23 protein-coding genes are annotated in these 25,141 nt (G+C 56.5%); 18 read left to right on the forward strand and 5 right to left on the reverse strand.

Features of this window, described 5'->3' with window-relative positions; genetic code table 11:
• Positions 1–16: 16 nt before the first annotated feature.
• Positions 17–715, reverse strand: a complete 699-nt coding sequence (gene fucR / locus ACWPW2_RS17810; protein ID WP_124971235.1) for an L-fucose operon activator — start codon at positions 713–715, stop codon at positions 17–19.
• Positions 716–722: 7 nt separating this feature from the next.
• Entirely contained in the window at positions 723–1,586 is an 864-nt protein-coding gene (yghU, locus tag ACWPW2_RS17815; protein ID WP_454124452.1) for a glutathione-dependent disulfide-bond oxidoreductase, read from the reverse strand.
• A gap of 397 nt (positions 1,587–1,983) precedes the next feature.
• Between yghU and ACWPW2_RS17820 the strand changes: the two genes are divergently transcribed.
• The gene (locus ACWPW2_RS17820; RefSeq protein WP_454124454.1) at positions 1,984–2,454 is read left to right on the forward strand and encodes a hypothetical protein; all 471 of its coding nucleotides are present in this window, start codon (positions 1,984–1,986) and stop codon (positions 2,452–2,454) included.
• Between the two features lie 165 nt (positions 2,455–2,619).
• Here ACWPW2_RS17820 and ACWPW2_RS17825 read toward each other — a convergent pair whose 3' ends face one another.
• Both ACWPW2_RS17825 and ACWPW2_RS17830 read right to left on the reverse strand, forming a co-directional pair.
• On the reverse strand, positions 2,620–4,809 hold the full coding sequence (locus ACWPW2_RS17825) for a TonB-dependent siderophore receptor (protein WP_454124456.1): 2,190 nt from the start codon (positions 4,807–4,809) through the stop codon (positions 2,620–2,622).
• A 302-nt stretch (positions 4,810–5,111) separates the two neighbouring features.
• Entirely contained in the window at positions 5,112–5,339 is a 228-nt protein-coding gene (locus ACWPW2_RS17830) for a hypothetical protein (protein WP_023481066.1), read from the reverse strand.
• 530 nt (positions 5,340–5,869) lie between these two features.
• Here ACWPW2_RS17830 and ACWPW2_RS17835 point away from each other — a divergent pair.
• The 4 genes from ACWPW2_RS17835 (at position 5,870) to ACWPW2_RS17850 (ending at position 8,279) form a co-directional block, all read left to right on the forward strand.
• Positions 5,870–6,946 (forward strand): pectinesterase family protein, encoded by a 1,077-nt coding sequence (locus ACWPW2_RS17835; RefSeq protein WP_454124459.1) that lies wholly within the window; start codon positions 5,870–5,872, stop codon positions 6,944–6,946.
• 281 nt (positions 6,947–7,227) lie between these two features.
• A complete protein-coding gene (locus ACWPW2_RS17840; protein WP_124967268.1) occupies positions 7,228–7,560 on the forward strand; it encodes a DUF1971 domain-containing protein in 333 nt (110 codons plus the stop codon).
• A 10-nt stretch (positions 7,561–7,570) separates the two neighbouring features.
• Positions 7,571–7,909 (forward strand): DUF1869 domain-containing protein, encoded by a 339-nt coding sequence (locus ACWPW2_RS17845; protein WP_270221524.1) that lies wholly within the window; start codon positions 7,571–7,573, stop codon positions 7,907–7,909.
• A 13-nt stretch (positions 7,910–7,922) separates the two neighbouring features.
• On the forward strand, positions 7,923–8,279 hold the full coding sequence (locus ACWPW2_RS17850) for a DUF1971 domain-containing protein (RefSeq protein ID WP_454125264.1): 357 nt from the start codon (positions 7,923–7,925) through the stop codon (positions 8,277–8,279).
• 27 nt (positions 8,280–8,306) lie between these two features.
• Here the strand turns inward: ACWPW2_RS17850 and ACWPW2_RS17855 are convergent, their stop codons facing one another.
• On the reverse strand, positions 8,307–9,179 hold the full coding sequence (locus ACWPW2_RS17855; RefSeq protein ID WP_023480780.1) for a LysR family transcriptional regulator: 873 nt from the start codon (positions 9,177–9,179) through the stop codon (positions 8,307–8,309).
• 107 nt (positions 9,180–9,286) lie between these two features.
• On the opposite strand from ACWPW2_RS17855, the gene budA reads away from it, so the two are divergent.
• The 13 genes from budA (at position 9,287) to ACWPW2_RS17920 (ending at position 25,113) form a co-directional block, all read left to right on the forward strand.
• On the forward strand, positions 9,287–10,066 hold the full coding sequence (budA, locus tag ACWPW2_RS17860; RefSeq protein ID WP_034813652.1) for an acetolactate decarboxylase: 780 nt from the start codon (positions 9,287–9,289) through the stop codon (positions 10,064–10,066).
• Between the two features lie 20 nt (positions 10,067–10,086).
• Positions 10,087–11,766 carry an acetolactate synthase AlsS gene (alsS, locus tag ACWPW2_RS17865; RefSeq protein WP_454124462.1) on the forward strand — a complete coding sequence of 560 codons (1,680 nt, stop codon included), beginning with the start codon at positions 10,087–10,089 and terminating at the stop codon, positions 11,764–11,766.
• Between the two features lie 16 nt (positions 11,767–11,782).
• Positions 11,783–12,553, forward strand: coding sequence for a (S)-acetoin forming diacetyl reductase (locus tag ACWPW2_RS17870; protein WP_023480984.1), 771 nt, complete (start codon positions 11,783–11,785; stop codon positions 12,551–12,553).
• 93 nt (positions 12,554–12,646) lie between these two features.
• Positions 12,647–12,883 (forward strand): hypothetical protein, encoded by a 237-nt coding sequence (locus ACWPW2_RS17875; protein ID WP_454124464.1) that lies wholly within the window; start codon positions 12,647–12,649, stop codon positions 12,881–12,883.
• 418 nt (positions 12,884–13,301) lie between these two features.
• Entirely contained in the window at positions 13,302–14,846 is a 1,545-nt protein-coding gene (locus ACWPW2_RS17880) for an MFS transporter (RefSeq protein WP_454125267.1), read from the forward strand.
• A gap of 320 nt (positions 14,847–15,166) precedes the next feature.
• Positions 15,167–16,084 (forward strand): prenyltransferase, encoded by a 918-nt coding sequence (locus ACWPW2_RS17885; RefSeq protein WP_454124466.1) that lies wholly within the window; start codon positions 15,167–15,169, stop codon positions 16,082–16,084.
• Between the two features lie 19 nt (positions 16,085–16,103).
• A complete protein-coding gene (locus tag ACWPW2_RS17890) occupies positions 16,104–18,731 on the forward strand; it encodes a phosphotransferase (protein ID WP_454124468.1) in 2,628 nt (875 codons plus the stop codon).
• Between the two features lie 11 nt (positions 18,732–18,742).
• Positions 18,743–21,004 carry a PEP/pyruvate-binding domain-containing protein gene (locus ACWPW2_RS17895; protein ID WP_454124470.1) on the forward strand — a complete coding sequence of 754 codons (2,262 nt, stop codon included), beginning with the start codon at positions 18,743–18,745 and terminating at the stop codon, positions 21,002–21,004.
• An 81-nt stretch (positions 21,005–21,085) separates the two neighbouring features.
• Positions 21,086–21,442 (forward strand): PEP-utilizing enzyme, encoded by a 357-nt coding sequence (locus ACWPW2_RS17900; RefSeq protein WP_454124472.1) that lies wholly within the window; start codon positions 21,086–21,088, stop codon positions 21,440–21,442.
• Positions 21,423–22,478 carry a hypothetical protein gene (locus tag ACWPW2_RS17905; RefSeq protein ID WP_454124474.1) on the forward strand — a complete coding sequence of 352 codons (1,056 nt, stop codon included), beginning with the start codon at positions 21,423–21,425 and terminating at the stop codon, positions 22,476–22,478. Before ACWPW2_RS17900 ends, ACWPW2_RS17905 begins: the two co-directional genes overlap by 20 nt.
• On the forward strand, positions 22,465–23,994 hold the full coding sequence (locus tag ACWPW2_RS17910; protein ID WP_454124476.1) for an AMP-binding protein: 1,530 nt from the start codon (positions 22,465–22,467) through the stop codon (positions 23,992–23,994). The genes ACWPW2_RS17905 and ACWPW2_RS17910 overlap by 14 nt, the downstream gene beginning before the upstream one ends.
• Complete coding sequence (locus tag ACWPW2_RS17915; RefSeq protein WP_454124478.1) at positions 23,991–24,608, forward strand: CDP-alcohol phosphatidyltransferase family protein; 618 nt, start codon at positions 23,991–23,993, stop codon at positions 24,606–24,608. The genes ACWPW2_RS17910 and ACWPW2_RS17915 overlap by 4 nt, the downstream gene beginning before the upstream one ends.
• Positions 24,601–25,113 (forward strand): hypothetical protein, encoded by a 513-nt coding sequence (locus ACWPW2_RS17920; protein WP_454124480.1) that lies wholly within the window; start codon positions 24,601–24,603, stop codon positions 25,111–25,113. Before ACWPW2_RS17915 ends, ACWPW2_RS17920 begins: the two co-directional genes overlap by 8 nt.
• The last annotated feature ends 28 nt before the right edge of the window (positions 25,114–25,141 follow it).

Raw genomic sequence — 25,141 nt, forward strand, 5'->3', positions numbered from 1 at the left:
TCTGCAAACGTGCGCCTCAGGGATGGGGCGCGTCGGTAATCATCTGCGTCACCAGTGAAAGATTACCGATGCTGGCTTCGCTGGCCCGGTAAAATTTACTTTTATCAATCAGTAACAGCGACTGCTGCGCCCGGCGCAGCAGTGCCGCTTTAAACGCCGCGTTATGCCGTGTGGAATCCCACATCTCGCCGTTGCCATCAATCCCCTCGCAGGAAAAAATAAACAGATCGATCTCCAGCGATTTAAGCAGGCTGGCGAGCGCCGGATTGACGTAGCAACGCTCACCGCGCGCCAGCCGACCGCCGGAGCAGATAAGCTCGCTATGCTGGCGACGGGCCATCACTTCGCATACCGGCAAACTGTTGGTAAACACCGTCAGCGGGATATCCGGCAACTGCCGCGCCAGGTGAAAGCAGGTTGAGCTGGCATCCAGCGCCAGCGTCATTCCGGCTTCCACCCAGTTGAGCGCATGACGGGCGATATCGGCTTTATCCGCATAGTGGCTTTTTAAGCGGGCGCGAAAGGGTTCGCTGCCGTCCGCCAGCGTGCGGGCGCGACCATGCCGACGAATGATTTTGCCCTGCATTTGCAGAGCGTTGAGATCGCGGCGAATGGTCTCCACGCTGACGGCAAGCTCAGCGGCGAGCGCGGCAGTGGTGATTGACTGCTGGCTCTTCAGAAGCTGCACAATCGCCTGCTGGCGCGCCGTCTTGATCATTTCCTTATGCGCCGCGTTTATCTTCGGTTTGCGTATCGAAATCGCTGGCGTCGTGGCGCTCATGCAGCTGCTCATTCGCCGGGCCGAAGGCGCGGTTAACCATGCGGCCGCGCTTCACTGCCGGACGTTCAGCGATCGCTTTCGCCCAGCGCTGGACGTTTTTGTAGCTGCCCGCATCAAGGAACTCCGCCGCATCGTAGACATTGCCCAGCACCACGTTGCCGTACCACGGCCAGATCGCCATATCGGCAATGGTGTACTCATCGCCCGCGACAAATTGATGTTCCGCCAGCTGTTTATCCAGCACATCGAGCTGACGCTTGGCTTCCATGGTGAAACGGTTGATGGCGTATTCAATCTTCACCGGCGCATAGCTGTAGAAGTGACCGAAGCCGCCGCCGAGGAACGGCGCGGAGCCTTGCAGCCAGAAGAGCCAGTTCAGCGTTTCGGTGCGCGCGGCGAGATCGCGCGGCAGGAAATGACCAAACTTCTCTGCCAGATAGAGCAGGATATTGCCCGATTCAAACACGCGGGTCGGCGGGGTGGTGCTGTGGTCGCGCAGCGCCGGGATTTTCGAGTTCGGGTTGACGTCGACAAAACCGCTGGAGAATTGATCCCCTTCACCGATACGGATCAGCCACGCGTCATACTCCGCTTCAGAGACGCCTTTCGCCAGCAGCTCTTCCAGCATAATCGTCACTTTCTGGCCGTTCGGCGTACCGAGGGAGTAGAGCTGCAACGGATGTTTGCCCGTCGGCAGCGCTTTTTCATGGGTGGCACCGGAAACCGGGCGGTTGATATTGGCAAACGCGCCGCCGCCGGATTGATCCCACGTCCACACCTTCGGGGGTTGATAGTTGTCTGACATAGCGTTTCCCTCTCTGTGATGTTTGATGTTGTCGGGCTACATGCTTTGCAGTGTAGCAGTCGCCTTTGGCGAGGATACACCACAATCCGGGAGGAAAAGAGTGGCCATTGTTGTGGTTATCGGCCGCGCTATCTTTCGCTGGTTGCCGACAAAAGTTTTATTTAAATGCACTGACTTAAAATGGATTCATTATTATTCCGTCTCTTTAAGTAAAATTCTTATTGTATTAAATAAGTCTTTTCTTATTTTTAAAAAGTCTATAATTAAGCTACTGTTACCATTATTTCTTATTAATTTGTTTTCTCAGGCTGACGATAAACGTTATAGGGATATTCTTTTCGACTCATCCTGGAAGAGTCATCAGCTCATTATCTGTTAACTACACGCGGAGAGAATTATGCAGGAAATTCAGGCTATTCAGGCAAGCCCTCCGCTTGCCAACACACACGAACACGCCACCCATAAAGCGGCGATGACCACCTCTACAGAGAATGTCAAAGAGGCTCATACCTATCAGGATGAGAGCATAAAAGTGACCCTTTCCAGCAAAGCGGAGAGCCATAAAGAGAGCAAAGAGGTAAAAGCCGAAGAGCCGGTACGCCAAAAGAAAAAGCTGGAAAATCAAGAGATTGATTATGCGCTCGAGATGTCCGGTATTCCGCAGTTTGGCGGACGGCTGGTAAGCGTTGTGAAATATCCCGATGGGCGAACCGAAATGATTGATGCCTTTACCGGGAGAAAAGTAACGCAGGAGCAGTTAGCGCGTGCCCAGGAGCTTGAAGCACTCAACAAAACGGCTCAGCAGAGCAAAATAAAACAGGCGCAACAGATTGCACCCGGCGAATCTACCCCGACGGATATGCAATAATGCTTCGCCGTTTTAATTAATATATTTTATATTCTCAGTGAGTTAATTAAGAAATAACTCAAAAACAATTACTCTATTTGGCTTAAGGTAAGGCAAGCAAGATTGATTATAAGCAGGCATTCGGCTGAGAATTACTGCCGCCTGTGTACCAGGCGGCAGTAGATATCAGAAGAGAACCGAATAATTTACGCCAAATGTCCGACCACGTCCTTTGTAGGTATATAACCCCGGCGCGCCATAGGTTGGGCTATATAATCCCGGCGCACGCTGACCCCAGGCGGTGGTGTACTCCTCATCCAGCAAGTTTTCCACGCTGAAGCTCACTTTGCCCACCGGCAGGGCGTAACTGCCAAGCATATCAACCGTGTTATAGCCATCGATGCGCTTACCGTCGGCGTCGGAGAGATCGAAGCTTTGCGTGCTCTGCAAACGCAGCGTCCAGTCGCCCGGCGCCCAGTTGATCCACGCGCTCACTTTTGACGGGCTGGCGCTGTCAACGGTCAGTTTCTCCCACTTCCCGCTGACTCGCGTCTCAGATTTGATGGCGTTAAAGTTAGCCCCGGTGCTCCACTCGCTGTCGGTAAAGAAGTAATCCACCTGGCCTTCGACGCCATAAATGCGGCGCTTATCATCATCAATATTGATAGTCATATCGCTTTTATTGATGTTGATGGTTTTATCGGAGAGGGAGTAGTAGCCCGCAATCTGCGTGCGCAGGTTATCGCCGGTGTAGCGCCAGCCCAGTTCGTAGGCGTTAACTTTTACGCCATCCAGCTTCGAATCGTTCACATTGACGCTGTTCAGCAGGCGGTAGTGACCATCGACCAGTTGATAGGTACCGGCACCGTAATATTTTGCCAGGTCGGGGATCTCAAAGCCCTGCGAGAAGTTGAACCACAATTGCTGGCGATCGGTCAGATGGCCGAGGATACCGGCGTTAAACAGAAGATTGTTGTAATCCGTTTTCCCGCCCGGCACGGCATCCGCTGAAGTGGCTCTGCCGTTGGCAATCGCCTGCTGCTGCGTGTAACCGACAAAATCGTCGACGCGGTTTTCGGTGTACTGGTAACGCACGCCGCCGCTCAGGGTGATAGCGTCAATGTCATAGCTACTTTGCAGGAACGGCGCGATATTGGTGATGCTGTAGCCCGGATAGCGCTCAACCTTAAAGGCTTTATCGAGCTGCATCCCGCCACTGGCGGCGGCGCTGTTCAGGTTGAAAAACTGCTGATTGGCGTCGAACGCTTCATGTTCTGCATCGATCCCCCAGGTCAGCGTCAGGGCATCAACCGGTTTGCTGTTGATGGTCAGCTTGCCGCCATAAAAGTCGGTCTTCTGCTGCGAAGCGCCGATGCTGGTGACTCGTCCGTTAGAGAGGGTCGGGAAGGGGTAAAACGCCAGGCTCTCGTCGCGGTAGTAGATCTGCGCCACCACATCCTGGCCCCAGAAATCGGTGTTTGAGTATTGCAGGTTAATCAGGTGGCGCTCGGTGCCCGGAATCCGGTCGGCATCAAGGTTGCCTTTGTTGTAGGCGTTAGCGGTACCGGTGACTGCCGAGAAGTTTTCGCCTAAGAAGAGGCCGTGTTTCCCGTCAGACTCGCTTTTATAGTACTGAGTGGTGAGTTGCAGCTGCTGGTGCTCATCGATGTTGAGCGTGCCGGTGCCCATCACGTCCAGTCGGTCAGAGTATTGCAGGCCGGTCTGGGTGTTATCGATGATTACCTCATCGCCTTTGCCGTCATACCAGCCGCCGTAGCGCTGATAAGCAACCGACAGTCGACCGGAGGCCTTATCATTCCCGCCGCTGACCGAGGCCGCAACATTGTCGTCATGATCGTTATGGCTGTTAAAGCCGCTTTTGGTGCCGGTCTGGAACTCCACTTCCGTCTCCGGCTGCCCCTTTTTGGTCACGATATTGATCAGGCCGCCGGTGCTGCCGCCGCCATAGAGCGAGGTCGCGCCGGAGATAATCTCAATGCGCGCGATATTAAAGGGATCGATCGAATCAAGCTGGCGGCTGTCGGTGCGCGATGAGTTGAGGCGCACGCCGTCGACCATCACCATCATTGAGCGCCCGCGCATATTCATGCCGTAGTTGGTGCGCCCCTGGCTGCTGACATCCATTCCCGGAATAAGCTGCGCCAGCACCTCTTTTAACTCTTTACCACCCTGAACCTGCTGTTCAATGTCAGCCTGCTCAATGACCCAGGTGGTTTGCGCCATATCGGCGACGCTGTGATTAGCGCGGCTGGCGGCCACCACCAGCGTCTCCTCTTTTGCGTCTTGTGCTGCGGCCTGTGCGGATAACATCATCAACAAACATGGGTTAATAGCCCAAAGGTAACGATTTTTCATTCTTATAACGTTCCTGATTATGCAGGTGAAAACGACCTTAACCGGTCGCGGTAAACACCGCTCTCAAGTTGAGAGTAATTATCAAGATGATATGAATTATCGTTACCATGTAAACAGCTTATGTAAAAAAATTATACCTAAGCTTGTGATTTAGCTACCAATTTTAAGAGGTTGTTTCTTGTGCAAATTAATGAGGGGCGAGAAAAGACCGGCGCGAACGGTAATGTCGCGCGGTATTATGTGTTCTCTAAGATTTAATTACAGGAGTAAACGCGGGGCAGAAAAGCGTATTTACAGGTTTATCAGCGCCTGTTTTTGTTATTTTTTTCTTTAAAATCCGCAATCGCCTGGTTGATGTTTTCCGTGACGAAGACGTCAACTTTTTCTCCGTCCAAAAAGACTTCGTAATGTCCAGAAACATATTTAAAGGTATACATCTTATCCTGGTAGCGAAGACGCTTTTCCTTTACTGATAAGCCCCTGATGCGCATAGCGACGCGGGCCATCGTGTCTATCTTTTTATTTTTCATGATTATTTTACTTACCGTTGCAGGTTGAGTCCGCGTTCAAATATTAAAACCACGTCGGGCAATGTTAATTTTTTACCCCCTCAAAGGGAAGCAAAGGTTGCCAGAAAAGCACTCCTGAGGCCAGGTAAAATATCTTCTTCTGATTTAAGGTCTTTTTAGCCAATTAATCAACCTGCTGCCATATATAACCGCATTCAGAAACAACCTGGTCGCACAGGAATAAATTCTCTTTTTTATCGTGATAATAGTTTTGATTCTCGTTTAAGCAATGCGGTCGATAAGTTTGAGTTTGATCTCAAAACAGTGTTTTAAAATGCGCAATAGCTTTTTACTGACCTATGCTGGTGTAAAAAAATAACAGCATTACAGCCCGTTAAGCCGACTCTCTTTTCTGACTTTGGACAGAGGCCGCTATTTGCCAGTAGCAGATCCCGATTCAACCGGCGCGCAGCGCTGGCAAAGCGTCATATCTGGCAGATCTGTGCCCTGGCTGCATGAACTGCCTTTGTCCAAAAACCAAGGAGAGAACAATGAAAACCCTGCACTGCTCCGCACTGCTGCTGGTCTGCCTGAGCGCCAGCGCGCAGGCGGCCGAGTGGAACGCCGTGGTATCGCCGACGCCGCAGGCTGGTGAATTTTCCACTATCGGCCAGGCGCTGGACGCCGCGCCGCAGAGCGGCACGCCGTGGCGCATTCTGATTAAAGAGGGGCGCTGGCAAGAGCGGCTGGTGATTGAAAAGCCCGTCACGCTGATCGGGGAATCGATGGCGGGCACGGTGATTGAAGCCAATACCCCCGCAGGTGCGCTGGATGAGCAGGGGCAGAAGCTTGGCACCGGGCGTACCAGCACGGTAGAGATCCGCGCCAGCGGCGTAACGCTGGAGAATCTGACTATCCGCAATACCTTTGATTTTCCCGCCAACGCCGCGCTGCCGGAAGGCGATGCGCAGAAGCTGAAAGATACCCAGGCGGTGGCGCTGATGGTGGCAGAAGGGGCAGACAGAGCGCGTTTTCGCCACGTTCGCCTCGAAGGTTACCAGGACACTTTCTACAGCAAGCAGGGCAGCCGCAGTTACTTCACCGACTGTGCCATCAGCGGCCATGTCGATTTTATCTTCGGCCCCGGTATCGCGGTGTTCGATCGCTGCGAAATCATTGCCCGCAACCGTGATGACACCGCGCCGCCGTACGGTTATCTCACTGCGCCTGCCACCCAGGCCGGGGAGCGGTTTGGCCTGTTTATTATCAATAGTAAGTTGAGCAAAGAGCCGGGCGTGCCGGCGAAAAGCTTTGCGCTGGGCCGCCCGTGGCACCCGACCACCCAGTTTAGCGACGGGCGCTATGCCGACCCGAACGCCATTGGCCTGGCGGCAATTATCAATAGCGAGATTGATGACCATATCTACGGCTGGGACAAGATGTCCGGCAAAGATAAGCACGGCGATAAAATTTGGTTTTACCCACAGGACAGCCGTTTTTATGAGGCCAGTAACCGTGGGCCAGGCGCCGGGCAGGGCGGTGAGCGCTATCAGCTCAGCGAGGCGGACGCCGCGCAGTATAACGTAGCGGCGATCTTCGAGGGCTGGGAGAGCACCCTTCTGCAATAAACACGTTGCCCCCGTTTTGGGGGCATTTATTTACCATCGCCGAAGAAATAATTTTATTTGCTAACGATAAGTTTTCATTTTTACCGCACTTTTTTTTATAAATATTATCCTTATGGAGTATAAAAAGTAGCACGAAATAGGTTTGTGAAGATTTATCTCATCAACTTTAAATAACATTTATAAAAAATAGTCGATATTTTTTATAACAGGTATATGCTATGCAACATATGCTTCCCCCCCTTTCGGCAACAATAGTGGCTGAGATAAAAAGAGGACGAAATATGCAACGCATTGCCATACCCGCGAATTATGTCCACACCCGCACCACCCCTTTCTGGACGAAAGAAACAGCACCGGCCTCCATCTGGAAACGCCATCTTGACGCCGGGACGCGTCAGGGTGTCTACCCGCGTTTAAGCGTGCAGCGCGGCGCGATCCGCTATTACGGTTATGCCGATGAGACCAGCCCGCAGCCGGTGGAAACCCTGACCATTCACGCCGGTGAGTTCGGCGTCTTCCCGCCTGAAAAATGGCACAACATTGAGGCGCTCAGTGACGACACGGTGTTCAGCGTCGATTTCTATGTTGATCCCAAAATTCTGATTGAAGGTTGAGGTAGCAATTATGGATACAGAAAACAGAGGTTATTCACTCTCAGTTTCCCATCGGGAAAGCGGTAAAACAGAGCAGAAAGTTTATTTAAAACCAATGTCGCTCTATCTTCCTGATATTGCGAACCAGGCCGTTTCTGAACTGGTCTCGAAATTAAATCTGCCTGCTGATAATAGCGGGGAATATACGCTGACCGTCACCAATAATAATAATGGCGTCTCGGTCGATAAAGATTTTACCCGCCTCAGTGAACTGACCGATCCCCTTATTGCCGCCGACGCGGTAAAAGATCTGATTAATATCGTCCGCGGCTACGAATCGGATGAAGAGACCAACGTATGCGGCTGGTAACCGGAGGCTAATGATGACGCAGCTTATTCCACTCCATTTTCGCCATACCCGCTCGACGCCTTTCTGGACGAAAGAGACGGTGCCGCAGGCGCTTCTGACGCACCATAACACCAAAAAAGGGGTCTATGGCCGCCTGTCGGTGATGCAGGGCGCGGTGAAATACATCGGTTTTGCCAGCGAGCATGATGCCACTCCTGAGCGAGAAGTGGTGATCGAAGCGGGGCAGTTTGGCATCAGCCCGCCGGAGTACTGGCACCGGGTTGAACTGTTGACCGATGACACTTACTTCAACCTCGATTTTTTCGCCGATCCTGATGCCGCGCTTGATGGTAAAGGCATCGGTCAGGTGGTCAACACCCACCGCCGTTGAAGGCTAAGCGCCCGATCCTCCGGGCGCTTAAAAGTGATCGATAAACCGCCTGACCGCCGGTGAGCGCTCGAACTTGCGCCACGCCAGCGCAACATCGGTTTTCAATGTGTTTCCCGCCACCGAATGAAAGGTCACCATCGGATGCCCAAAGCAGGCCATCGACTGCGGAATGATGGCAAAGCCAAAACCGGCCGCCACCATGCTCAGGGATGAAGAGAACTGCGAGGCCTGATGGGCGTTATCCATCTCCACACCGGCACGCAGGCAGGCGTTGTAGATCAGCTCATACAGCCCCGGCGACACCGCTTGCGGAAAGATAATCAGCGGCGTGTTCTGCAACTCGCTGAGCGCGATATCCGCCTTCGCCGACAGCGGATGCGTGCGGTGCAGGGCAATCAACATCGGCTCCTCGTCCACCAGCTTCAGGCTAAAGGTTTTGCTGCTTTCGCAGGGCAGGCGCACGAACGCTACGTCAATCAGCCCCTCATCCAGGCCGTGGATCAGCGTCGCCATATTGTCCTCTTTCTGATAGAGCGCCACCTTCGGGTAGTCGCGCTGAAACTGGCGCAGCACCGAGAAGAAGTGGGTATGGAAAGCGTTGGAGCTGGTCACGCCAAGGTTGAGCTTGCCGTTGATCCCCCGGGCGATCCCTTTCGCTTTTTCCAGCGCCGCATCGCTCATCGCAAGGATATGGCAGGCATCTTCATAGAAGGCCTCACCGGCCTCGGTGAGCGTGACGCCACGCGTCAGGCGATGGAACAGCGGGGTGCCCACTTCCTGCTCAAGTCGACGGATCTGTTGGCTTAATGGCGGCTGCGACATACCGAGCATTTCGGCTGCCCGCGTGAAGTGTTGCGTCTGGGCAACGGCGACAAAATAACGTAAATAACGAAGTTCCATATCTAAAACATCTTAAACCCTCATGTTTTCTATATTGGAATCCCCCGCTGAAACGAGTCAATATTTAATCAGCTTTTCTAATCGTCTCTACAGTGGGGGAAAAGATGATGGGTAACGCAACTGATTGTTCTTGCGAAGAAAATCTACGAAACACAATTCGTGCTTTTTCTGAAAGCAAGCCAAACGGCGTGATATATCAAACATCGCTAATGAGTGCGCTACTTAGCGGAGTTTATGAAGGTAATACCACGATTAAGGATCTACTTAATCATGGTGATTTTGGTCTGGGTACATTTAATGAGCTTGATGGCGAATTAATTGCCTTCAACAGCGAAGTGTACCAATTACGTTCCGATGGCAGTGCCCGCGCCGCGAAGCCGGAACAGAAAACCCCCTTTGCGGTGATGACCTGGTTCAAACCGCAATACCGGCACGTGTTTGAGGAGCCGATCAGCCGCCAGGCGCTGCATGAGGTGATTGACCGGCAGATCCCGTCCGACAACCTCTTTTGCGCCCTGCGCATCGACGGCCATTTCCGCCATGCGCACACCCGCACCGTGCCGCGCCAGACACCGCCCTATCGCGCCATGACCGATGTGCTCGACGATCAGCCGGTCTTCCGTTTTAACGGCCGCGACGGCGTGCTGGTCGGTTTCCGCACCCCGCAGCATATGCAGGGGATCAATGTGGCGGGTTACCACGAGCATTTTATTACCGACGATCGCCACGGTGGCGGTCATCTCCTCGACTACCAGCTGGATCACGGCACGCTGACCTTTGGTGAAATCCATCAACTGATGATCGATCTCCCTGCCGATGAAGCCTTCCTGAAAGCGGATCTGCACCCGGATAACCTGGACGCCGCCATCCGTTCGGTTGAGAACTAAGTGATGTAAAGGAGTAGTGTATGAGCAACGAACGCCATACCCAGATGTGGGCCCACGGTGCCGACATGGTGGTGGGGCAACTGGAAGCGCAGGGTGTCAAACATGTTTTCGGCATCCCTGGCGCGAAAATCGATAAAGTGTTTGATTCTCTTCTCGATTCCTCGATTGAACTTATTCCGGTACGCCACGAAGCGAACGCCGCGTTTATGGCGGCAGCGGTCGGGCGTATTACCGGCAAAGCGGGCGTAGCGCTGGTGACCTCGGGTCCTGGCTGCTCCAACCTGATCACCGGCATGGCGACCGCCAACAGCGAAGGCGACCCGGTGGTTGCCCTCGGCGGGGCGGTGAAACGCGCCGATAAAGCCAAGCTGGTTCACCAGAGCATGGACACGGTCGCCATGTTCCAGCCGGTGACCAAATATTCCGTTGAGATCTCCTCCCCGGATGCCATCTCCGAAGTGGTTTCGAACGCCTTCCGCGCCGCCGAACAGGGCCGCCCGGGGAGCGCGTTTGTCAGCATTCCGCAGGATATCTCCGACCAGCCGGCCAGCGGCAATATTCTGCCCTCTAACGCCGTGCCGCAGCTCGGTTCCGCGCCTGACAAGATGATTGATGAGGTGGCGAAGCTGATTGCCGGGGCGAAAAACCCCATATTCCTGCTCGGCCTGATGGCCAGCCGGGAAGAGAATATCGCTGCGCTGCATCATCTGCTGGAGAAAACCCATATTCCGGTGACCAGCACCTACCAGGCGGCGGGCGCGGTTAATCAGGAGCACTTTACCCGCTTTGCCGGACGCGTAGGCCTGTTTAATAACCAGGCGGGCGACCGGCTGCTGCACCTGGCGGATCTGGTTATCTGTATCGGCTACAGCCCGGTGGAGTATGAGCCGGCAATGTGGAACACCGGCGATGCGAAGCTGGTACATATTGATGTGCTGCCCGCGTATGAAGAGCGCAACTACTCGCCGAGCGTTGAGTTGATTGGCGATATCGCCAGCACGCTCGATAAGCTGGCACACAAGATTGCCGAACCGCTGGTGCTCTCGCCGCGCGCGTCGGAGATCCTGATCGACCGTAGCAACCAGCGCGAACTGCTCAGCCGTAAAGGCGCTCAGCTTAATCAGTTTGCTATTCACCCGCTGCGCATTGTCCGCGCGATGCAGGATATCGTGAATAACGATGTCACCCTGACGGTGGATATGGGCAGTTTCCATATCTGGATTGCCCGCTATCTCTATAGCTTCCGCGCGCGCCAGGTGATGATCTCTAACGGTCAACAGACAATGGGCGTTGCCCTGCCGTGGGCAATTGGCGCATGGCTGGTCAATCCGGGGCGCAAAGTGGTCTCCGTCTCCGGCGACGGCGGTTTTTTACAATCCAGTATGGAGCTGGAAACCGCTGTGCGTCTGGGCGCCAATATCCTGCACATCATCTGGGTGGATAACGCCTACAACATGGTGGCGATTCAGGAAGAGAAAAAATATCAGCGCCTCTCCGGGGTCAACTTCGGCCCCGTCGACTTTAAAGCCTATGCCGAATCTTTCGGCGCGAAAGGGTTTGCCGTTGAAAGCACTGCCGCACTCGAGCCGACGCTGCGCGCAGCGATGGACACACAAGGCCCGGCGGTGGTCGCCATTCCGGTCGACTACAGCGATAACCCGCTGTTGATGGGCCAGCTGCACCTCAGCCAGATTCTGTAAAAACTAAGGAGTCGTTATGAAAAAAGTCGCATTTGTTACCGGTGCCGGCCAGGGTATTGGCCGCGCAATCGCTCTGCGTCTGGCAAAAGATGGTTTTGCCATTGCCGTTGCCGACTATAACAGCGAGACCGCAAAAGCGGTGGCCGAGGAGATCAACGCCAGCAACGGCAGCGCGATTGCCGTCACCGTCGACGTTTCCAACCGCGAGCAGGTGTTTGCCGCCGTTGAAGAGACGCGCAAAAAACTGAACGGCTTTGACGTGATCGTCAACAACGCCGGGGTTGCGCCCTCCACGCCGATTGAGTCCATCACCGAAGAGGTGATCGATAAGGTCTATAACATCAACGTGAAAGGCGTGATTTGGGGCATGCAGGCGGCGATTCAGGCCTTCAAAGCGGAAAAACACGGCGGCAAAATCATCAACGCCTGTTCGCAGGCTGGCCACGTCGGCAACCCGGAACTGGCGGTTTACAGCTCAAGTAAATTCGCAGTACGCGGCTTAACCCAGACTGCCGCACGCGATCTGGCCCCGCTGGGCATTACCGTTAACGGCTTCTGCCCGGGGATTGTCAAAACCCCAATGTGGGCTGAAATTGACCGTCAGGTCTCTGAAGCAGCGGGCAAACCGATCGGTTACGGCACCGAAGAGTTTGCGAAACGCATTACGCTTGGTCGCCTGTCAGAGCCGGAAGATGTCGCCGCGTGCGTCTCTTACCTCGCAAGCCCAGATTCTGACTATATGACCGGGCAATCGCTGCTGATTGATGGCGGTATGGTCTTTAACTAGTTTTACGGCTCGGACATGGCCTTGCCTCTGCCTTCGCGCAGGGGCTTTTTTTTGCCCGCGCCTTTTGCGTTTTTCGGCAAATGAGCGAAGAAATTGTCGTTTTGGTTGCTCAGCAAAGTGCGTTTTACTGACAGCATCCACCCTCTGCTGGAGAACGTGCTGATGAAACAACGGCTGCAACAATGGCTTTCACGCCTCGCCCCACCGCTGAATGTGCCGGTAGAGGAGGGGGAGTTTGATTCCGGGCGACATGTCGCGCTGCTTATCCCTTTTGGCCTGCTCTACGGTCTCGACTACCACCCCTCAATGTGGATTTACGATGAAAAGTGAGCGCTTCCACCTCGTCATGCGCTACAGCTACTGGAATGAACTGTGCGCGCTAACATGCTGCCCGTCTGTAAGCCAGCGGGCTTTCTCCGTTTCTTCAATGATGAACAAATAAGTCCCTCCTTTTCCCGCTGCTAATGCACCTCAGGCGCAATAAACTCAGCGCTGCCTCGCATTTTTTTACTTTTTAATCCCTTCTATGCCTTATTTTGCGTGGCTTATGGCGAAGCTCACAATTTTATCACCTCATCTTGTATGGTAGTAGACTTAAAATCGTTGGTAGAGATAACGTGGATGCCGTGAAACATGCGTCACCACCTGGCTGTGCGAAAAAACGGCCAGCGTTTAACGCGATAATCCTTAAATGGGGTTTATATGTCTCTGAAAACTAAAAACAGTAAGCAAAATGCGGGAGGCGATGATGAGTCGTAAACAGCGTAAAGTCACGATCCCTGTCAGCATTGGCTACGGCATGACGGATATTATGGGCGGCGGCGCCTTTACGGTTATCGGTGCCTGGCTGCTCTTCTACTACACCACGTTTGTCGGCCTCTCTCCGCTGGAAGCCGCCTCAATTGTCGCCATTGCCCGCATTGTCGACGCCATCGTCAGCCTTTTTATGGGCAGCTTTACCGACCACTTCTATAAAAACGCGTTAGGCAAAAAGTTTGGCCGCCGCCGCTTCTTTCTGTTGATCGGCGCGCCGCTGATGCTGGTCTATATCCTGCTCTGGCTCAACGGCATGAACTTCTGGTTCTATCTCGCCGTCTACCTCGCCTTTGAAATCATCGCTGCAATGGTGCTGATCCCCTGGGAGACGCTGCCATCAGAGATGACTAAAGATTTTAACGATCGCACTAAGCTCTCGACCTGCCGCATGTTTCTTTCCGCGTCCGGCACCTTTCTCGCCACCTTTATTCCGGGCTTGCTGATCGGCTGGCTGGGCGAGAAGAATGCCGATGCGTATCTCATCAACGGTATTGTCTTCGCGGTGCTGTTTATGGTCTGCGTCTTTATCTCCTGGCGCGTCACCTGGGAGCGCGAATTAACACCCGAAATGCTGGCCGAGATGGAGAGAGCAGCGCAGACGCGCAGCATGGCGCAGAAGCTCTCCGGCATTGGCGCGCTGTTTAAAGATTATGCCTCTACGCTTAAAATCCGTGCCTTTCGTAAACATCTGGCAATCTACCTCTTCTCCTTTACCGCAAAAGATGTCTACAACACGGTGTTTGTTTTCTTCTGCGTCTACTGCCTGAATGTCTCGTCATCACTGGCGGGCACGCTGCTGTCGATGAGCATTGTCGGCCTGCCGGTGACGCTGGCGGCAGGGGTGGCGATCATCAAATTTGGCCCTTCGCGCCTCTATGTGTTCGCCTATAGCCTGATGATGATCTGCCTGGCGGGCTTCTTCCTGGTCTATCAATTCCCGAGCGAGCACAAAGTGCTGATGCTGGTGATCCTCGCCGGGGTCTATCAGGTGGGGCGCTGCGTGCTGGAGTTCACGCCGTGGAACGTATTCCCGTTTATTCCCGATATTGACGAAATGGTGACGCGCCAGCGCCGCGAAGGGCTGTTCGCCGCGGTGATGACCTTCTCACGCAAAACCACGGTGGCCATCGCAACCTTTGCGGTGGGGCTGCTGCTGCAAAGCGGTGGTTTCGTAAAAGGCAGCCAGGTGCAGCCGCAGGAAGCGATCAACACCATTGTGATGCTGCTGTTTGTCGGCACCGTTGGCCTGCTGCTGGTGGCGCTATGGCAGGCACTGACCTTCCATCTCAATAAGCGCACGCACCGCATCTTCGTCGAAGAGCTCGATCGCCTGAAGGCGGGCGGCCTGAAGCAAAACGTGACGCCACAAGCGCGCCATATTGTTGAGGATCTCACCGGCCACGCTTACGACACCCTGTGGAGCGACGTACCGCAACCCGCATTAAAATCAGCCACACCCACCTCCTCGCTGAGCTAACGTTACCGCTCATCAAGGCCATGCTTGTCAGCGTGGCCTTTTTTATTTCCAGCTCCCAACGCAATCAAATAATTTAATCCTAAAAGCACTAAGGGAAGAATATTATTGTTTCGTCTTTTATAACGAATAAGTAATAACTTCTTAATATTATTAGAGAGCGATCACATCAGTCGATTTTTTTAAATGAAACCGCAGGGTCGTGGATTTATATTGAATCTGCACACGCCGCCATTTAATTCTTTTACAGAGTTTTCTTGTTGATAACGTAATTAGGTGTGTCGATCTTTCCTGCTTTCAGATAATTATTCCAGGGAGTCGCCATGATCAATATTAATAATGGTTCGCTGTTTTCACGTATGATGTTATGGGTTAATGAACGCTTTCCTTTAGCCAATACGCCGCTCTTTTTTATTCTTTGGTTTTTATCCTTCTCGGTCGCAATGCCCGCGCAAGAGAGTATTAGCCCGGTAAAAATTGCCCTCGGTTGCCTGCTTTCCCTCTCCTTTTTTCTGCTGCTGCGCGTGCTCGATGAACATAAAGATTATGCCGATGACTGCCTGCACCATCCGCAGAGAGTATTGCAGCAGGGCATTATCAGCCTGACGCACCTGAAGGTCCTCGGCGCGCTCTGTCTGCTGATCCAACTGGGCGGCATCGCTCTGTTCGCAGAGGGCAGGCCGCAGATATGGCTAAGCTGGGGGCTGCTGCTCTGCTGGACATTGCTGATGACGAAAGAGTTTTTTGTCGCCGAATGGCTTAAACGCCACTTCTCGATCTATGCGCTCTCCCACACGCTGGTAATGCCGTTTGTTATCGGCTGGCTGGCTACCCTGGCCTCACCCGCGGCGACGTTTAACCGGCCGGTTATTTTGCTGATGCTGCTCGCCTTCTTATGCGGTTTAAGTTTTGAAATTACGCGTAAATGTAAAGGACCGGATGAGGATCGCGAAGAAGTCACCACCTGGTCGCAATTATATGGTCGCCCCTTGTCGGTATTGATGATTATCGGTCTGCTTATATCGATGGTTATCGTGCAATATTTTCTTATTTTGTGCAAAACCGGCGCGGTATCTGTCTGGTTTTATGCAGCAAGTGCTTTTATTAATTTCTTTACCGTAATCCAGTTGCTGATTTTTCTGATTAATGCCAATCAGCAGAACAGAAAAAGAAATGAAGCCATGGTTGGCATGGCAATGCTGACAGGATATTTGCTGTGTATCGTTGAAATATATTTGTAGCCCAGGGAAGGGGATAGTGATGATGGAATCGTTAATTACGGCCACAATTGTCGATATACGCCCGGCCGAGTTTACACTCTTATTTGAAAGCGAAGAGCGCTGTAATGCCTTTATCACCGATCCGCGGCGCGCGTTATCTCTTTACGATCGGGCGGTTCAGCTCCCGGCGCTAAAAGTCCTGCATAAAGAGCGCCAGCAGAGCGGGCAGTGGCTGGCGACATTAACCTGCCGCTCGGCGCAGGAGAATAAGCAGTGCTACTGGCAGCTCAAACTGTGCCACCCGCGCGAGGAAAGGGGGGAAAGCGCCGTCACCTTACCCCGCCGCCATCTCTACGACTGGAGTGAAAAGGCGCGGCAGAAGAGGCTGGCCTGGCTGCGTCAGCACACGGGGCACGACTTCAACCAGATCTCTGCCACCCGCCTGCAGGCGGAAAAGCTGCAAAGTCATCTTGAGGGGTTTATCGGCTCGGTTGAAGTCCCCGTTGGCATTGCCGGGCCGCTGCTGATCAACGGCTGGCGTGCGAAGGGGATCTTTTACGCGCCGCTGGCGACCAGCGAAGGGGCGCTTGTCGCCTCCGTTTCACGTGGTGCCAGCGCTATCACCCACAGCGGCGGGGCGACGGCGCGCGTCACCGGCCAGCGGATGATGCGAGCGCCGCGCTTCGAATTTCTCTCGGTGCGCGACGCGCTCGCGTTCTGCGCCTGGGCCGAGGACTATTTCACCGACATCAGCGACATTGTGCGCCAGCATTCGCGTTTCGCGCGCCTCATCAGCCTGACGCCGCGCGTCATCGGCAATGCCGTGCATCTGACTTTCACCTATCACACCGCCGATGCCGCCGGGCAGAATATGACCACCACCTGCACCTGGCAGGCCTGCCGCTGGATCCTCGCGCAGCTTCCGCTGGCATTAACCCCCCAGCGCTACATCCTTGAAAGCAACCTCTCCAGCGATAAGAAAAGTTCGTGGAGCAGCTTTGCGCAGGGCCGGGGAACCCAGGTTATCGCCGAGGCAACGCTCACTGCCGCCGCCTGCCGCAGCCGTTTGCGCATCGAGCCTGCGCAGCTGGTCGAGGCGTTTCAGGGCTTTTGTGAAGGCTCCGTCGCCGCCGGCATGACCGGGGTGAATATCAATACCGCCAACGTCATCGCGGCGATGTTTACCGCGCTCGGTCAGGACATCGCCTGCAGCCATGAATCTTCCCTCTCGCAGCTGCAAATGCGCCTGACCCCAGAGGGTGGCGTCTATTGCAGCATGACGCTTCCGGCGCTGGTGATTGGCACCGTCGGCGGCGGGACCGCGCTTCCCGATCAGGCCGAGTGCCTGCAAATGCTGGGCTGTCAGGGGACCAACGGCAGCGAAAGGCTGGCGGAGATCATCGCCTCATTTTGTCTGGCGCTCGATATCTCAACCCTCAGCGCGCTGGCGAGCGACGAATTCGCCAAATCCCATGAGCTGCTCGGTCGAAAGCAGCGTAACGCGCCGCCAGGTAGGGCAGGAGACGATCCGCTGCGCCACTACTTTCAGTACGCCCGCTATACCGCCGCATGGGGCGAGCGACCGCCCCAGCGCGTCAGTGCGATGCACTGGCAGGGAAACAAGGACAGTATTTTAACGGCGCTCAGTTCCCACAGCGCGACGCTGCCCGTCGGCCTGTTTGCCTACCGTCTTCAGCGTGAAGATGGTACGCAGGTGGCGGCGCTGCTGAAGCACAAGCCGCCAACCGATGCGATAACCCAACTGCTGCACTCGCTGGCGGCAGGCTGCGCGCCCGAACTTGTTGAACTGCTTGAACGCCTGCTGCCTGCCAGCGAGTTCAGCCATGCGCGCGAAAGGGAGATGGCGCTTATCACGCAAAGCGATCCCGCCTTTACCCGCCATGTGCCGACGCTCTACGGCACTTACGAAGATGGCAAGCAGAGCGTCATCATTGAGGAGCTGCTCGGGGAGGAAGTGCTGCTTAACAGCCTGTCAAAGGGCGTTCGCTGGCAGCAGCCGCAGATCGATGCCGCATTGCTGGGCATCGCCGATATCCACGCGATCTGGTATCGCCGCCATGATGCCTTGCAGGCCACCTTTCGCCATATCGACTCTCCCTCTGCCGACACTATCAACAGCATGGTGCCGCTCTGGCAGGCCATCGCCGCCTTCAGCCATCGCACCGCGCCACAGCTTTTCACCACGCCGCTGCTGCACCAATGGCTGGACTGCGCCGAGAACAGCGCGGCGCAGTGGCGCGAGCTGGCGACGCTGCCGAGAACGCTGGTGCATAACGACTTTAGCCCACGCAACATCGCGCTGCGCCGGGAGGATGCACGGCTCTGCTGCTGGGACTGGGAGCTGGCGACGCTGCATGTTCCGCAGCGCGATCTGGCTGAGCTATTAACGTGGACGCTCGATGAGCGCGCCACGCTGCAAACGCTGTTACATCACGTGGAGTTCCACCGCAGCCAGCTGGCGAAGCGGCTGGGCACCGCTATCGATGCCGGGGAGTGGTATCGCGGTTTCTGCCTCGCCCTGCGCGACTTCGGCCTGCGCCGATTGTCGTTTTACCTGATGCTTCATCACGTCAAGCCCCAGCCCTGGTTCCCCGCCATTTTGCGCACCTGGGATCATCTGGTCGGGCTTAGCCAACAACGGATCTAAAAGGAGTTACCGTGAACTATCTCTACTCTGCCGCAGATGCGGTTACCCTCGATGAGCAGCAACTGGGCGGCAAGGCAGCCAACCTGTTGTGGCTCACTTCCCACGGCTATCCGGTGCCGAACTGGTGGGTGATCCCCGCCAGCGCAATGGATGAGATGCTGCGCTGCGATGCAAAAGCCGCGCAGTTGATGGCGCAACTCTCACCCTTGATGCCCGCAGATCAGATTGAAACCCTTGCCGGGAAAATCAGCGCGCGCCTCGCCCGCCTGCCGCTGCCGGAACCGCTGATGCAGGCGCTCGAAGCCCTTAGCGACGAGAGGCTCTGGGCGGTGCGATCCTCCTGCAGCGACGAGGATGCCCGCCAGGCCTCATTCGCTGGGCAGATGGACAGCTTTCTGTTTCAGCGCGGCCAGCAGCAGCTGGTTGATGCAGTAAAAGGGGTGATGATGTCGACATGGAGCGCGCGCGCCATGGCCTATCGCCTGCGCCAGGGGCTGGCGTTAAGCGCAATCCACTGTTCGGTCATTATTCAGGAGATGGTCGAAGGCGAGGCGTCAGGCGTCCTGTTTACCGCGCACCCGGTCAGCGGTTCGCGCCGAACGATGCTCATCTCCGCCGCCTGGGGCTGCGGGGAGGGGATTGTCTCCGGGCAGTGCAACACCGACGAGTTTAGCGTCCCGCTAGAGGGCAATGGCTTCACGCAGTCCCTCAGCCAGAAAACCAACGCCGTGGTTTTTGACCGCAAGCGCGGCACCGGTACCCGCGAGGTGGAGCTTGAGGCCGACCAGGCGGCGGCTCCTGCGCTAACGGCGGCGCAGATCCTCGCCCTGCGTGATATGGGCGCCGCCATCGCCCGTGCGCTGCGCGCGCCGCAGGATATTGAGTGGACGCTTAAAGATAATCATCTCTACCTGCTGCAAACCCGCCCCATCACCCATCTGCCGAAAGATAGCGGCTGCGCGAGCGAGACGCTGATCTGTGACAACGCCAATATTCAGGAGTCTTACTGCGGGGTGACGACGCCGCTCACCTTCTCCTTTGCCCGCGCCGCTTACGCCACGGTGTATGAGCAAACCCTGCAACTGGTGGGCTGCCCTGCCGGAGAGCGCGACCAGCGCCGGGACATCACTGACAATATGCTCAGCCTGGTGCGCGGGCGGGTCTATTACAACATCCAGAACTGGTATCGCGCCCTGCTACTGCTGCCCTCGTTCAGGATGAATAAGAGTGATATGGAAGCGATGATGGGGCTGGAGGAGCCGGTAGACACCATCAAGGATAAGCAGCTTTCGACGCGCGAAAAGGTCGCCGCGCTGCCAGCGATGCTAAAGATGGGCGCGCGGCTCGCCTGGGCGCTCTTCTCCCTGCAACCGCGTATCCGCGACTTCTTGCGAAACTACTCCCTCGTGCACGCCTTCGTCGATCGCGATAATCTCCACACCCTCTCCCCGGCGGAGCTTATCGGTCGGCTCAAATACCTTGATCAACACCTGCTGACGCGCTGGACCGCGCCGATTGTGAATGACTTTTACGTTGCCCGTTACAACGGCAAAGTGCAGGCGGTGCTGCGCGAACTCTGGCCCGATGAGCATCAGCAAATGAGCGGCGATCTGCTGGCGGACGAGGGGCAACTTATCAGCACCGAGCCGACCCGGCATCTGCTGGCGCTGAGCCAGTATGCCCGCCAACGCCCACAGCTGGCGGCGCTGATTCAGAGCGAGACCAGCGCCCATCTGCTTATCCGCCTGCAAGCGCTGGATGGGCATTTCTACCAGCAGTGTCTCGACTACATCGAACGCTACGGCGATCGCACCATTGGCGAGCTGAAGCTGGAGACCATCACGCTACGCCAGGATCCCCGTTTTCTGTTTAACGTGCTGCGTAACTACCTGAACGCCGAAACCGTGAAAGAGAAGCCGACGGATACGCTGCGGGCCGAAGCGGAAGAGAGGGTCTTCTCCCGGTTGCAGCAAACGCGCGGCAAGCGCGCGCTGAGACGTTTTAAACGCGATCTCGGCAGGCTGAAACGTGCGATCCACCACCGCGAAACGATGCGCTTCACCCGCACGAAAATGTTCGCCCTCTACCGCGACATCTATCTCCAACTGGGGCACCAACTGGCGCTGGAAGGCGTGCTGGAGAGCGACAGGGATATCTTCTGGCTGACCCGGGAGGAGATCTACCAGGGACTGGAGGGAACGGCAGTGCAGACGGGCTTAACCACGCTTATCGCGCAGCGGCGTGCCGAATATGCGGGCTATCAGCAGGAGTAGGAGCCGGCGAACCGCCTTTCTATCACTCAGACGCTCTACCAGCAGCAGACGCTTTACGCCGCGCAGCAGCCGACGGCGGATATGGCACACCTGCAAGGCACCGGCTGCTACCCCGGTACGGTGGAAGCGCCGGTGAGCCTGGTACTCTCGCCGGAGAAGGCAGCCAACCTGGCCGGCACCATCCTCTGCACCGTGCGCACCGATCCGGGCTGGGCACCGCTCTTTCCTGGTCTTAGCGGATTGATTGTCGAGCGCGGATCGACGCTGTCGCACTCCGCCATCGTCGCCCGCGAAATGGGCATTCCGGCCATTGTTGGCGTCCCCGGCGTGACCCGCCAGCTTCAGCAGGGCGAGGTGATCCGCATGGATGGCGCGAGCGGGCAGATTACGCGCGGCACAGAGAGAGGGGGAGTGGAAAATGAACCGACCGTTGATTGAACAGGAGTGGCAGGCGGGCGATACGCTGGATAAGGGCTTTCTGGCGATTGCACCCCACATCTATGCCCATGATCCTTTCTGGCCGGGCGAAGATGAGGCCGTGATGACACGTCAGTTCAGCGCCGCCAACCCCTTTATGCAGCAGGGGCGCGTCTGGACCGGCTACATCCGCGACTGTGCGCGCCTGGCGGGCTTCGCCACCCTCAACGCCGCCGGGGAAACGGTGGTGAACTTTGGTTTCTGGGAAACCATCAATAACCGCATTCCCAACCATCGCCTGTTTCGCGCCCTGATGCGCTGGGCGAAAGCGCAGGGCGCATCGCGGCTTATCGGGCCGATTAATTTCAGCACCTTAGGCAAATTTCGCCTGCGGCTGGACACCCCGAACAGCGCGCCGTTTGCCGGGGAGCCCTATAACCCGCCCTGGTATCAACACCTGCTTGGACAGATGGGGTTTCAGCCGCTGGCGAGCTACTTCTCGATGTTTGATGAGGCTGACGTGGTGCGCCAGCTATCCCTTCCCGCAGAGGATATCGGGCGCTGGCACGCGGCAGATTTTTCCCTTCAGCCGCTGACCCCTACACTCTGGCAGACGCACAGGCATGAGCTTTATGCGCTCATCACCCGACACTTTGCGAACAATATCGGCTGGACGGCGGGGAGCGAGGCGCTCTTCGACTGGCACTTTAACGCCAATACGCTGCAACCCTATTGTCAGTCACCCGGCTCCTGTCTCGCCTTCAGCCCGCAGGGCGATGTCGCCGGGCTGCTGTTTACGCTGGCGGATAAGCGCCAGCGGACCGGGATCTTCAAAACCATCATGATTGTGCCGCGCTACCGCCGCTCTCTGCTCTACGCCACGCTGTTGCGCCGCTTTCTCTTCAGTTTCGATACCCAGTGGACGCGCCTCGGCGCGGCGCTGCTTAACTGGAAAGGGCCGACAACCGCCACCGCGCTGCGCGCCTGTTGCAGCCCGAACAAGGTTTTTCACCACTATGGACTTTACTACAGGGACGTGCGCCATGAACTTCTGTGACAATTTGCTGCAACAGCCTCCTTCGCTGCCCGCGCTCAGCGCCGGGCATGAAACGCTCACCTATGCCCAGCTTGTCTCCCGTGCGGCGGTGTATCAACGCAGGCTGGAGCGCAGCGGCTTGCATGCGGGCCAGCGCGTACTGCTGCTGATGAGCCCGGGGATGGAGTTTTACCTGCTGCTCTACGCGATGCTGGGGATCGGGCTGATTCCGGTGCTGGTACAGAGAGATATGCTGCGCCAGCAGCTGCGCAGCTGCCTGAAACAGGCGCGTCTGAACGCGATGATCGTGGCGCAGAACGCCGGGAAGGGCTGGTATCTGCTGCCGGAGCTGTGGATGATTCGCCGCTTCACGATCGATACGCCGCGGCTCTTTACCGCCCCTTTAGCGCAGGCGGAGGGTGTTAACACCGCTTTTCGCGTAGAGAATCTTGACGACGACGCAACCGCGCTGCTGACCTTCACCAGCGGTTCGACGGGCACGCCAAAAGGCGTAGTGCGCTCCCACCACTCGCTGCTGGCGCAGTGTCAGGCGATGAGCCACTTTTTTGCGCACCGCCAGCAGCGGGATGTGACCTCTTTTCCGATCCTGACGCTGTTCAGCCATTTTCATGCGGGCTGCTGTTATCTGCTGCCCGGCTTTGATGCGCAGGGCCGCCTGCCGGTGCAGATGATTGCCGGGGCGATTAACGCTCAACAGATAACGCGACTGAGCGTCTCGCCCGCCTGGCTAAGAGAGCTTGTCGCCTATGCCGAACTCCAGCAGTGCAGCTTTCCGGCGGTAAGGGAGGTGATTATTGGCGGCGCGCCTGTTACCCGGTCGCTGTTGCTTGCTGCCCGCAGCTATTTTCCAAAAGCCGCCTGCGCGGTTAATTATGGCGCGTCAGAGGCCGATCCCATCAGCAATGTTGACGTCGACGAGCTTCTCGAAGCCTGGGATCGGCACCCTGGCTATCTTGTCGGGCGAGCGGGGCCGCAAACCGCGATTATGATCGCGCGCGAGCGGGTTCCTCAGCCTGCGGGGGAGGAGGGGGAGATTCTGGTCTGCGGGCCGCAGGTGCTGACCGGCTATCTCAATAACCCGCAGGCCGATCAGCGCACGAAAATCCGCGATTCGGAGGAGCGCATCTGGCACCGCACCGGAGACAGCGGTTTTCTCGACGCGCAGCAGCGTCTCTGGTTGACGGGCAGGATCGCCGACCAGCTGCGCACGCCGTCGGGCTTAACGCTCTCGCCCTATCCCGTGGAAAAGCAGCTTAATGGCCTGCCGGGGATCGCTGCCAGCGCGGTGGTGCAGGGGCCGCAGGGGGAGATTTGCGTGGTGCTGCAACAGGCGGCGCAGTGCCGCACCGCCGCGCCATTGCTGGCAACCCTCTTTCCCGGTGAGGCGGTCCGCTTCTGGCTCTGTGCAAAGCTGCCCGTTGATGCGCGCCACCATAGTCGTATCGACCGCGCGCGGCTGCGTTGCCTGGTAGCACGGCGAAAGCTGAAAGCGTTTTTTCCGGAGGTGCAAGGATGAACTACCCCTTTATCTGCCGTCTGTCGCTGCCGGATTGCCTGACGCTGACGGGCATGGTTACCGCCCTCGGCGGGATCTGTGCCGCGTTATCCGGCGCTGTCTGGCTCAGTATCAGCCTGCTTTATCTCGCGATGCTGGCCGATGCGCTGGATGGCAAACTGGCGCGCTGGCTCGGCTGTGAACGCCCCTTTGGTCGCTACCTTGACGGCTTTGGCGATCTGCTGCTCTACCTGGTGGCACCCGCGCTGATTTTTTATCTCAGCGGCTATCGCGGCGGCAGCGCCTTGTTTCTTGCCCTGATGGTGGTGTGCGGCGCGCTTCGCCTCTCCCGATTTAACGAAAGCGGCAATATCACCCACAATGCCGCGCTGGCGTATCTGGGCATGCCGGTCTTCTGGAGCCTGTTTATCCTTAGCGGCTGGGCGCTGCTGGCGCTCGTTTTGCCGCCCCGGCTCTGCGCCTGGCTGCTGAGCGTGGTTTTAACGCTGTTCAGCCTGGCGATGCTCCTCGACCGCCCCTTCCCGAAGTTCTCCTCACTGATGACGCTGGTTACGCTCTGTCTTAGCGGCGCGGCGCTGTTCGGCGCGCTGCATCTCGGAGGCGTGCATGGATAACTCCTCCCTGTGGGCGCTCTGGCAACTGCTGCTGCCAGTGTTTATTGCTGGCTGCGTGCATATGGCGGTGGTGACCTGCAACGCGCTGCCCTGGCTTGCGGTGCCGCTCAATGCACCTCTGTTTGGTGGCAACAAAACCTGGCGAGGAATGGTAGTGGTGCCGCTTATCAGCATGCTGGTGGCACCGCTCTGTCTGGCAAATGAGATGGCGAACCCGTGGCTGCTGGGCGCGGCGACGGGGCTGGGGTATATGCTGGGTGAGCTGCCGAATTCGGCGCTGAAAAGGGCGCTGGGGGTTGCGCCGGGCACGCTGCCCGCGCGCGGCCGGTGGCTGTTTCTCATTCTCGACCAGGCGGACTCCGGCATCGGTGTGGCGCTGGCATATGGCTGGCTGCTGGCGCTGGATGCGCGCCAGGTTGTGCTTCTGCTGGCGCTCTTTATTCTCAGCGTACCGGCCATCAAGTTAACGCTCTTTTCACTCGGCCTTAAAAAGAGCCGCTTCTGATGCAGAGATAAAAAAACCGCCCAGCAGG

Source organism: Kosakonia sp. Marseille-Q7440 (genome assembly GCF_965119485.1).

Coding starts and splice junctions, on each gene's coding strand:
- ACWPW2_RS17840 (WP_124967268.1), top strand. CDS start 7,228: ATGCAACGCATTGCCATACCCGCGAATTATGTCCACACCCGCACCACC.
- ACWPW2_RS17850 (WP_454125264.1), top strand. CDS start 7,923: ATGACGCAGCTTATTCCACTCCATTTTCGCCATACCCGCTCGACGCCT.
- ACWPW2_RS17885 (WP_454124466.1), top strand. CDS start 15,167: ATGATCAATATTAATAATGGTTCGCTGTTTTCACGTATGATGTTATGG.
- ACWPW2_RS17820 (WP_454124454.1), top strand. CDS start 1,984: ATGCAGGAAATTCAGGCTATTCAGGCAAGCCCTCCGCTTGCCAACACA.
- budA (WP_034813652.1), top strand. CDS start 9,287: ATGGGTAACGCAACTGATTGTTCTTGCGAAGAAAATCTACGAAACACA.
- ACWPW2_RS17845 (WP_270221524.1), top strand. CDS start 7,571: ATGGATACAGAAAACAGAGGTTATTCACTCTCAGTTTCCCATCGGGAA.
- ACWPW2_RS17870 (WP_023480984.1), top strand. CDS start 11,783: ATGAAAAAAGTCGCATTTGTTACCGGTGCCGGCCAGGGTATTGGCCGC.
- ACWPW2_RS17830 (WP_023481066.1), bottom strand. CDS start 5,339: ATGAAAAATAAAAAGATAGACACGATGGCCCGCGTCGCTATGCGCATC.
- ACWPW2_RS17825 (WP_454124456.1), bottom strand. CDS start 4,809: ATGAAAAATCGTTACCTTTGGGCTATTAACCCATGTTTGTTGATGATG.
- ACWPW2_RS17915 (WP_454124478.1), top strand. CDS start 23,991: ATGAACTACCCCTTTATCTGCCGTCTGTCGCTGCCGGATTGCCTGACG.
- alsS (WP_454124462.1), top strand. CDS start 10,087: ATGAGCAACGAACGCCATACCCAGATGTGGGCCCACGGTGCCGACATG.
- ACWPW2_RS17880 (WP_454125267.1), top strand. CDS start 13,302: ATGAGTCGTAAACAGCGTAAAGTCACGATCCCTGTCAGCATTGGCTAC.
- ACWPW2_RS17905 (WP_454124474.1), top strand. CDS start 21,423: ATGAACCGACCGTTGATTGAACAGGAGTGGCAGGCGGGCGATACGCTG.
- yghU (WP_454124452.1), bottom strand. CDS start 1,586: ATGTCAGACAACTATCAACCCCCGAAGGTGTGGACGTGGGATCAATCC.
- ACWPW2_RS17910 (WP_454124476.1), top strand. CDS start 22,465: ATGAACTTCTGTGACAATTTGCTGCAACAGCCTCCTTCGCTGCCCGCG.
- ACWPW2_RS17890 (WP_454124468.1), top strand. CDS start 16,104: ATGATGGAATCGTTAATTACGGCCACAATTGTCGATATACGCCCGGCC.
- ACWPW2_RS17900 (WP_454124472.1), top strand. CDS start 21,086: ATGGCACACCTGCAAGGCACCGGCTGCTACCCCGGTACGGTGGAAGCG.
- ACWPW2_RS17835 (WP_454124459.1), top strand. CDS start 5,870: ATGAAAACCCTGCACTGCTCCGCACTGCTGCTGGTCTGCCTGAGCGCC.
- ACWPW2_RS17920 (WP_454124480.1), top strand. CDS start 24,601: ATGGATAACTCCTCCCTGTGGGCGCTCTGGCAACTGCTGCTGCCAGTG.
- ACWPW2_RS17855 (WP_023480780.1), bottom strand. CDS start 9,179: ATGGAACTTCGTTATTTACGTTATTTTGTCGCCGTTGCCCAGACGCAA.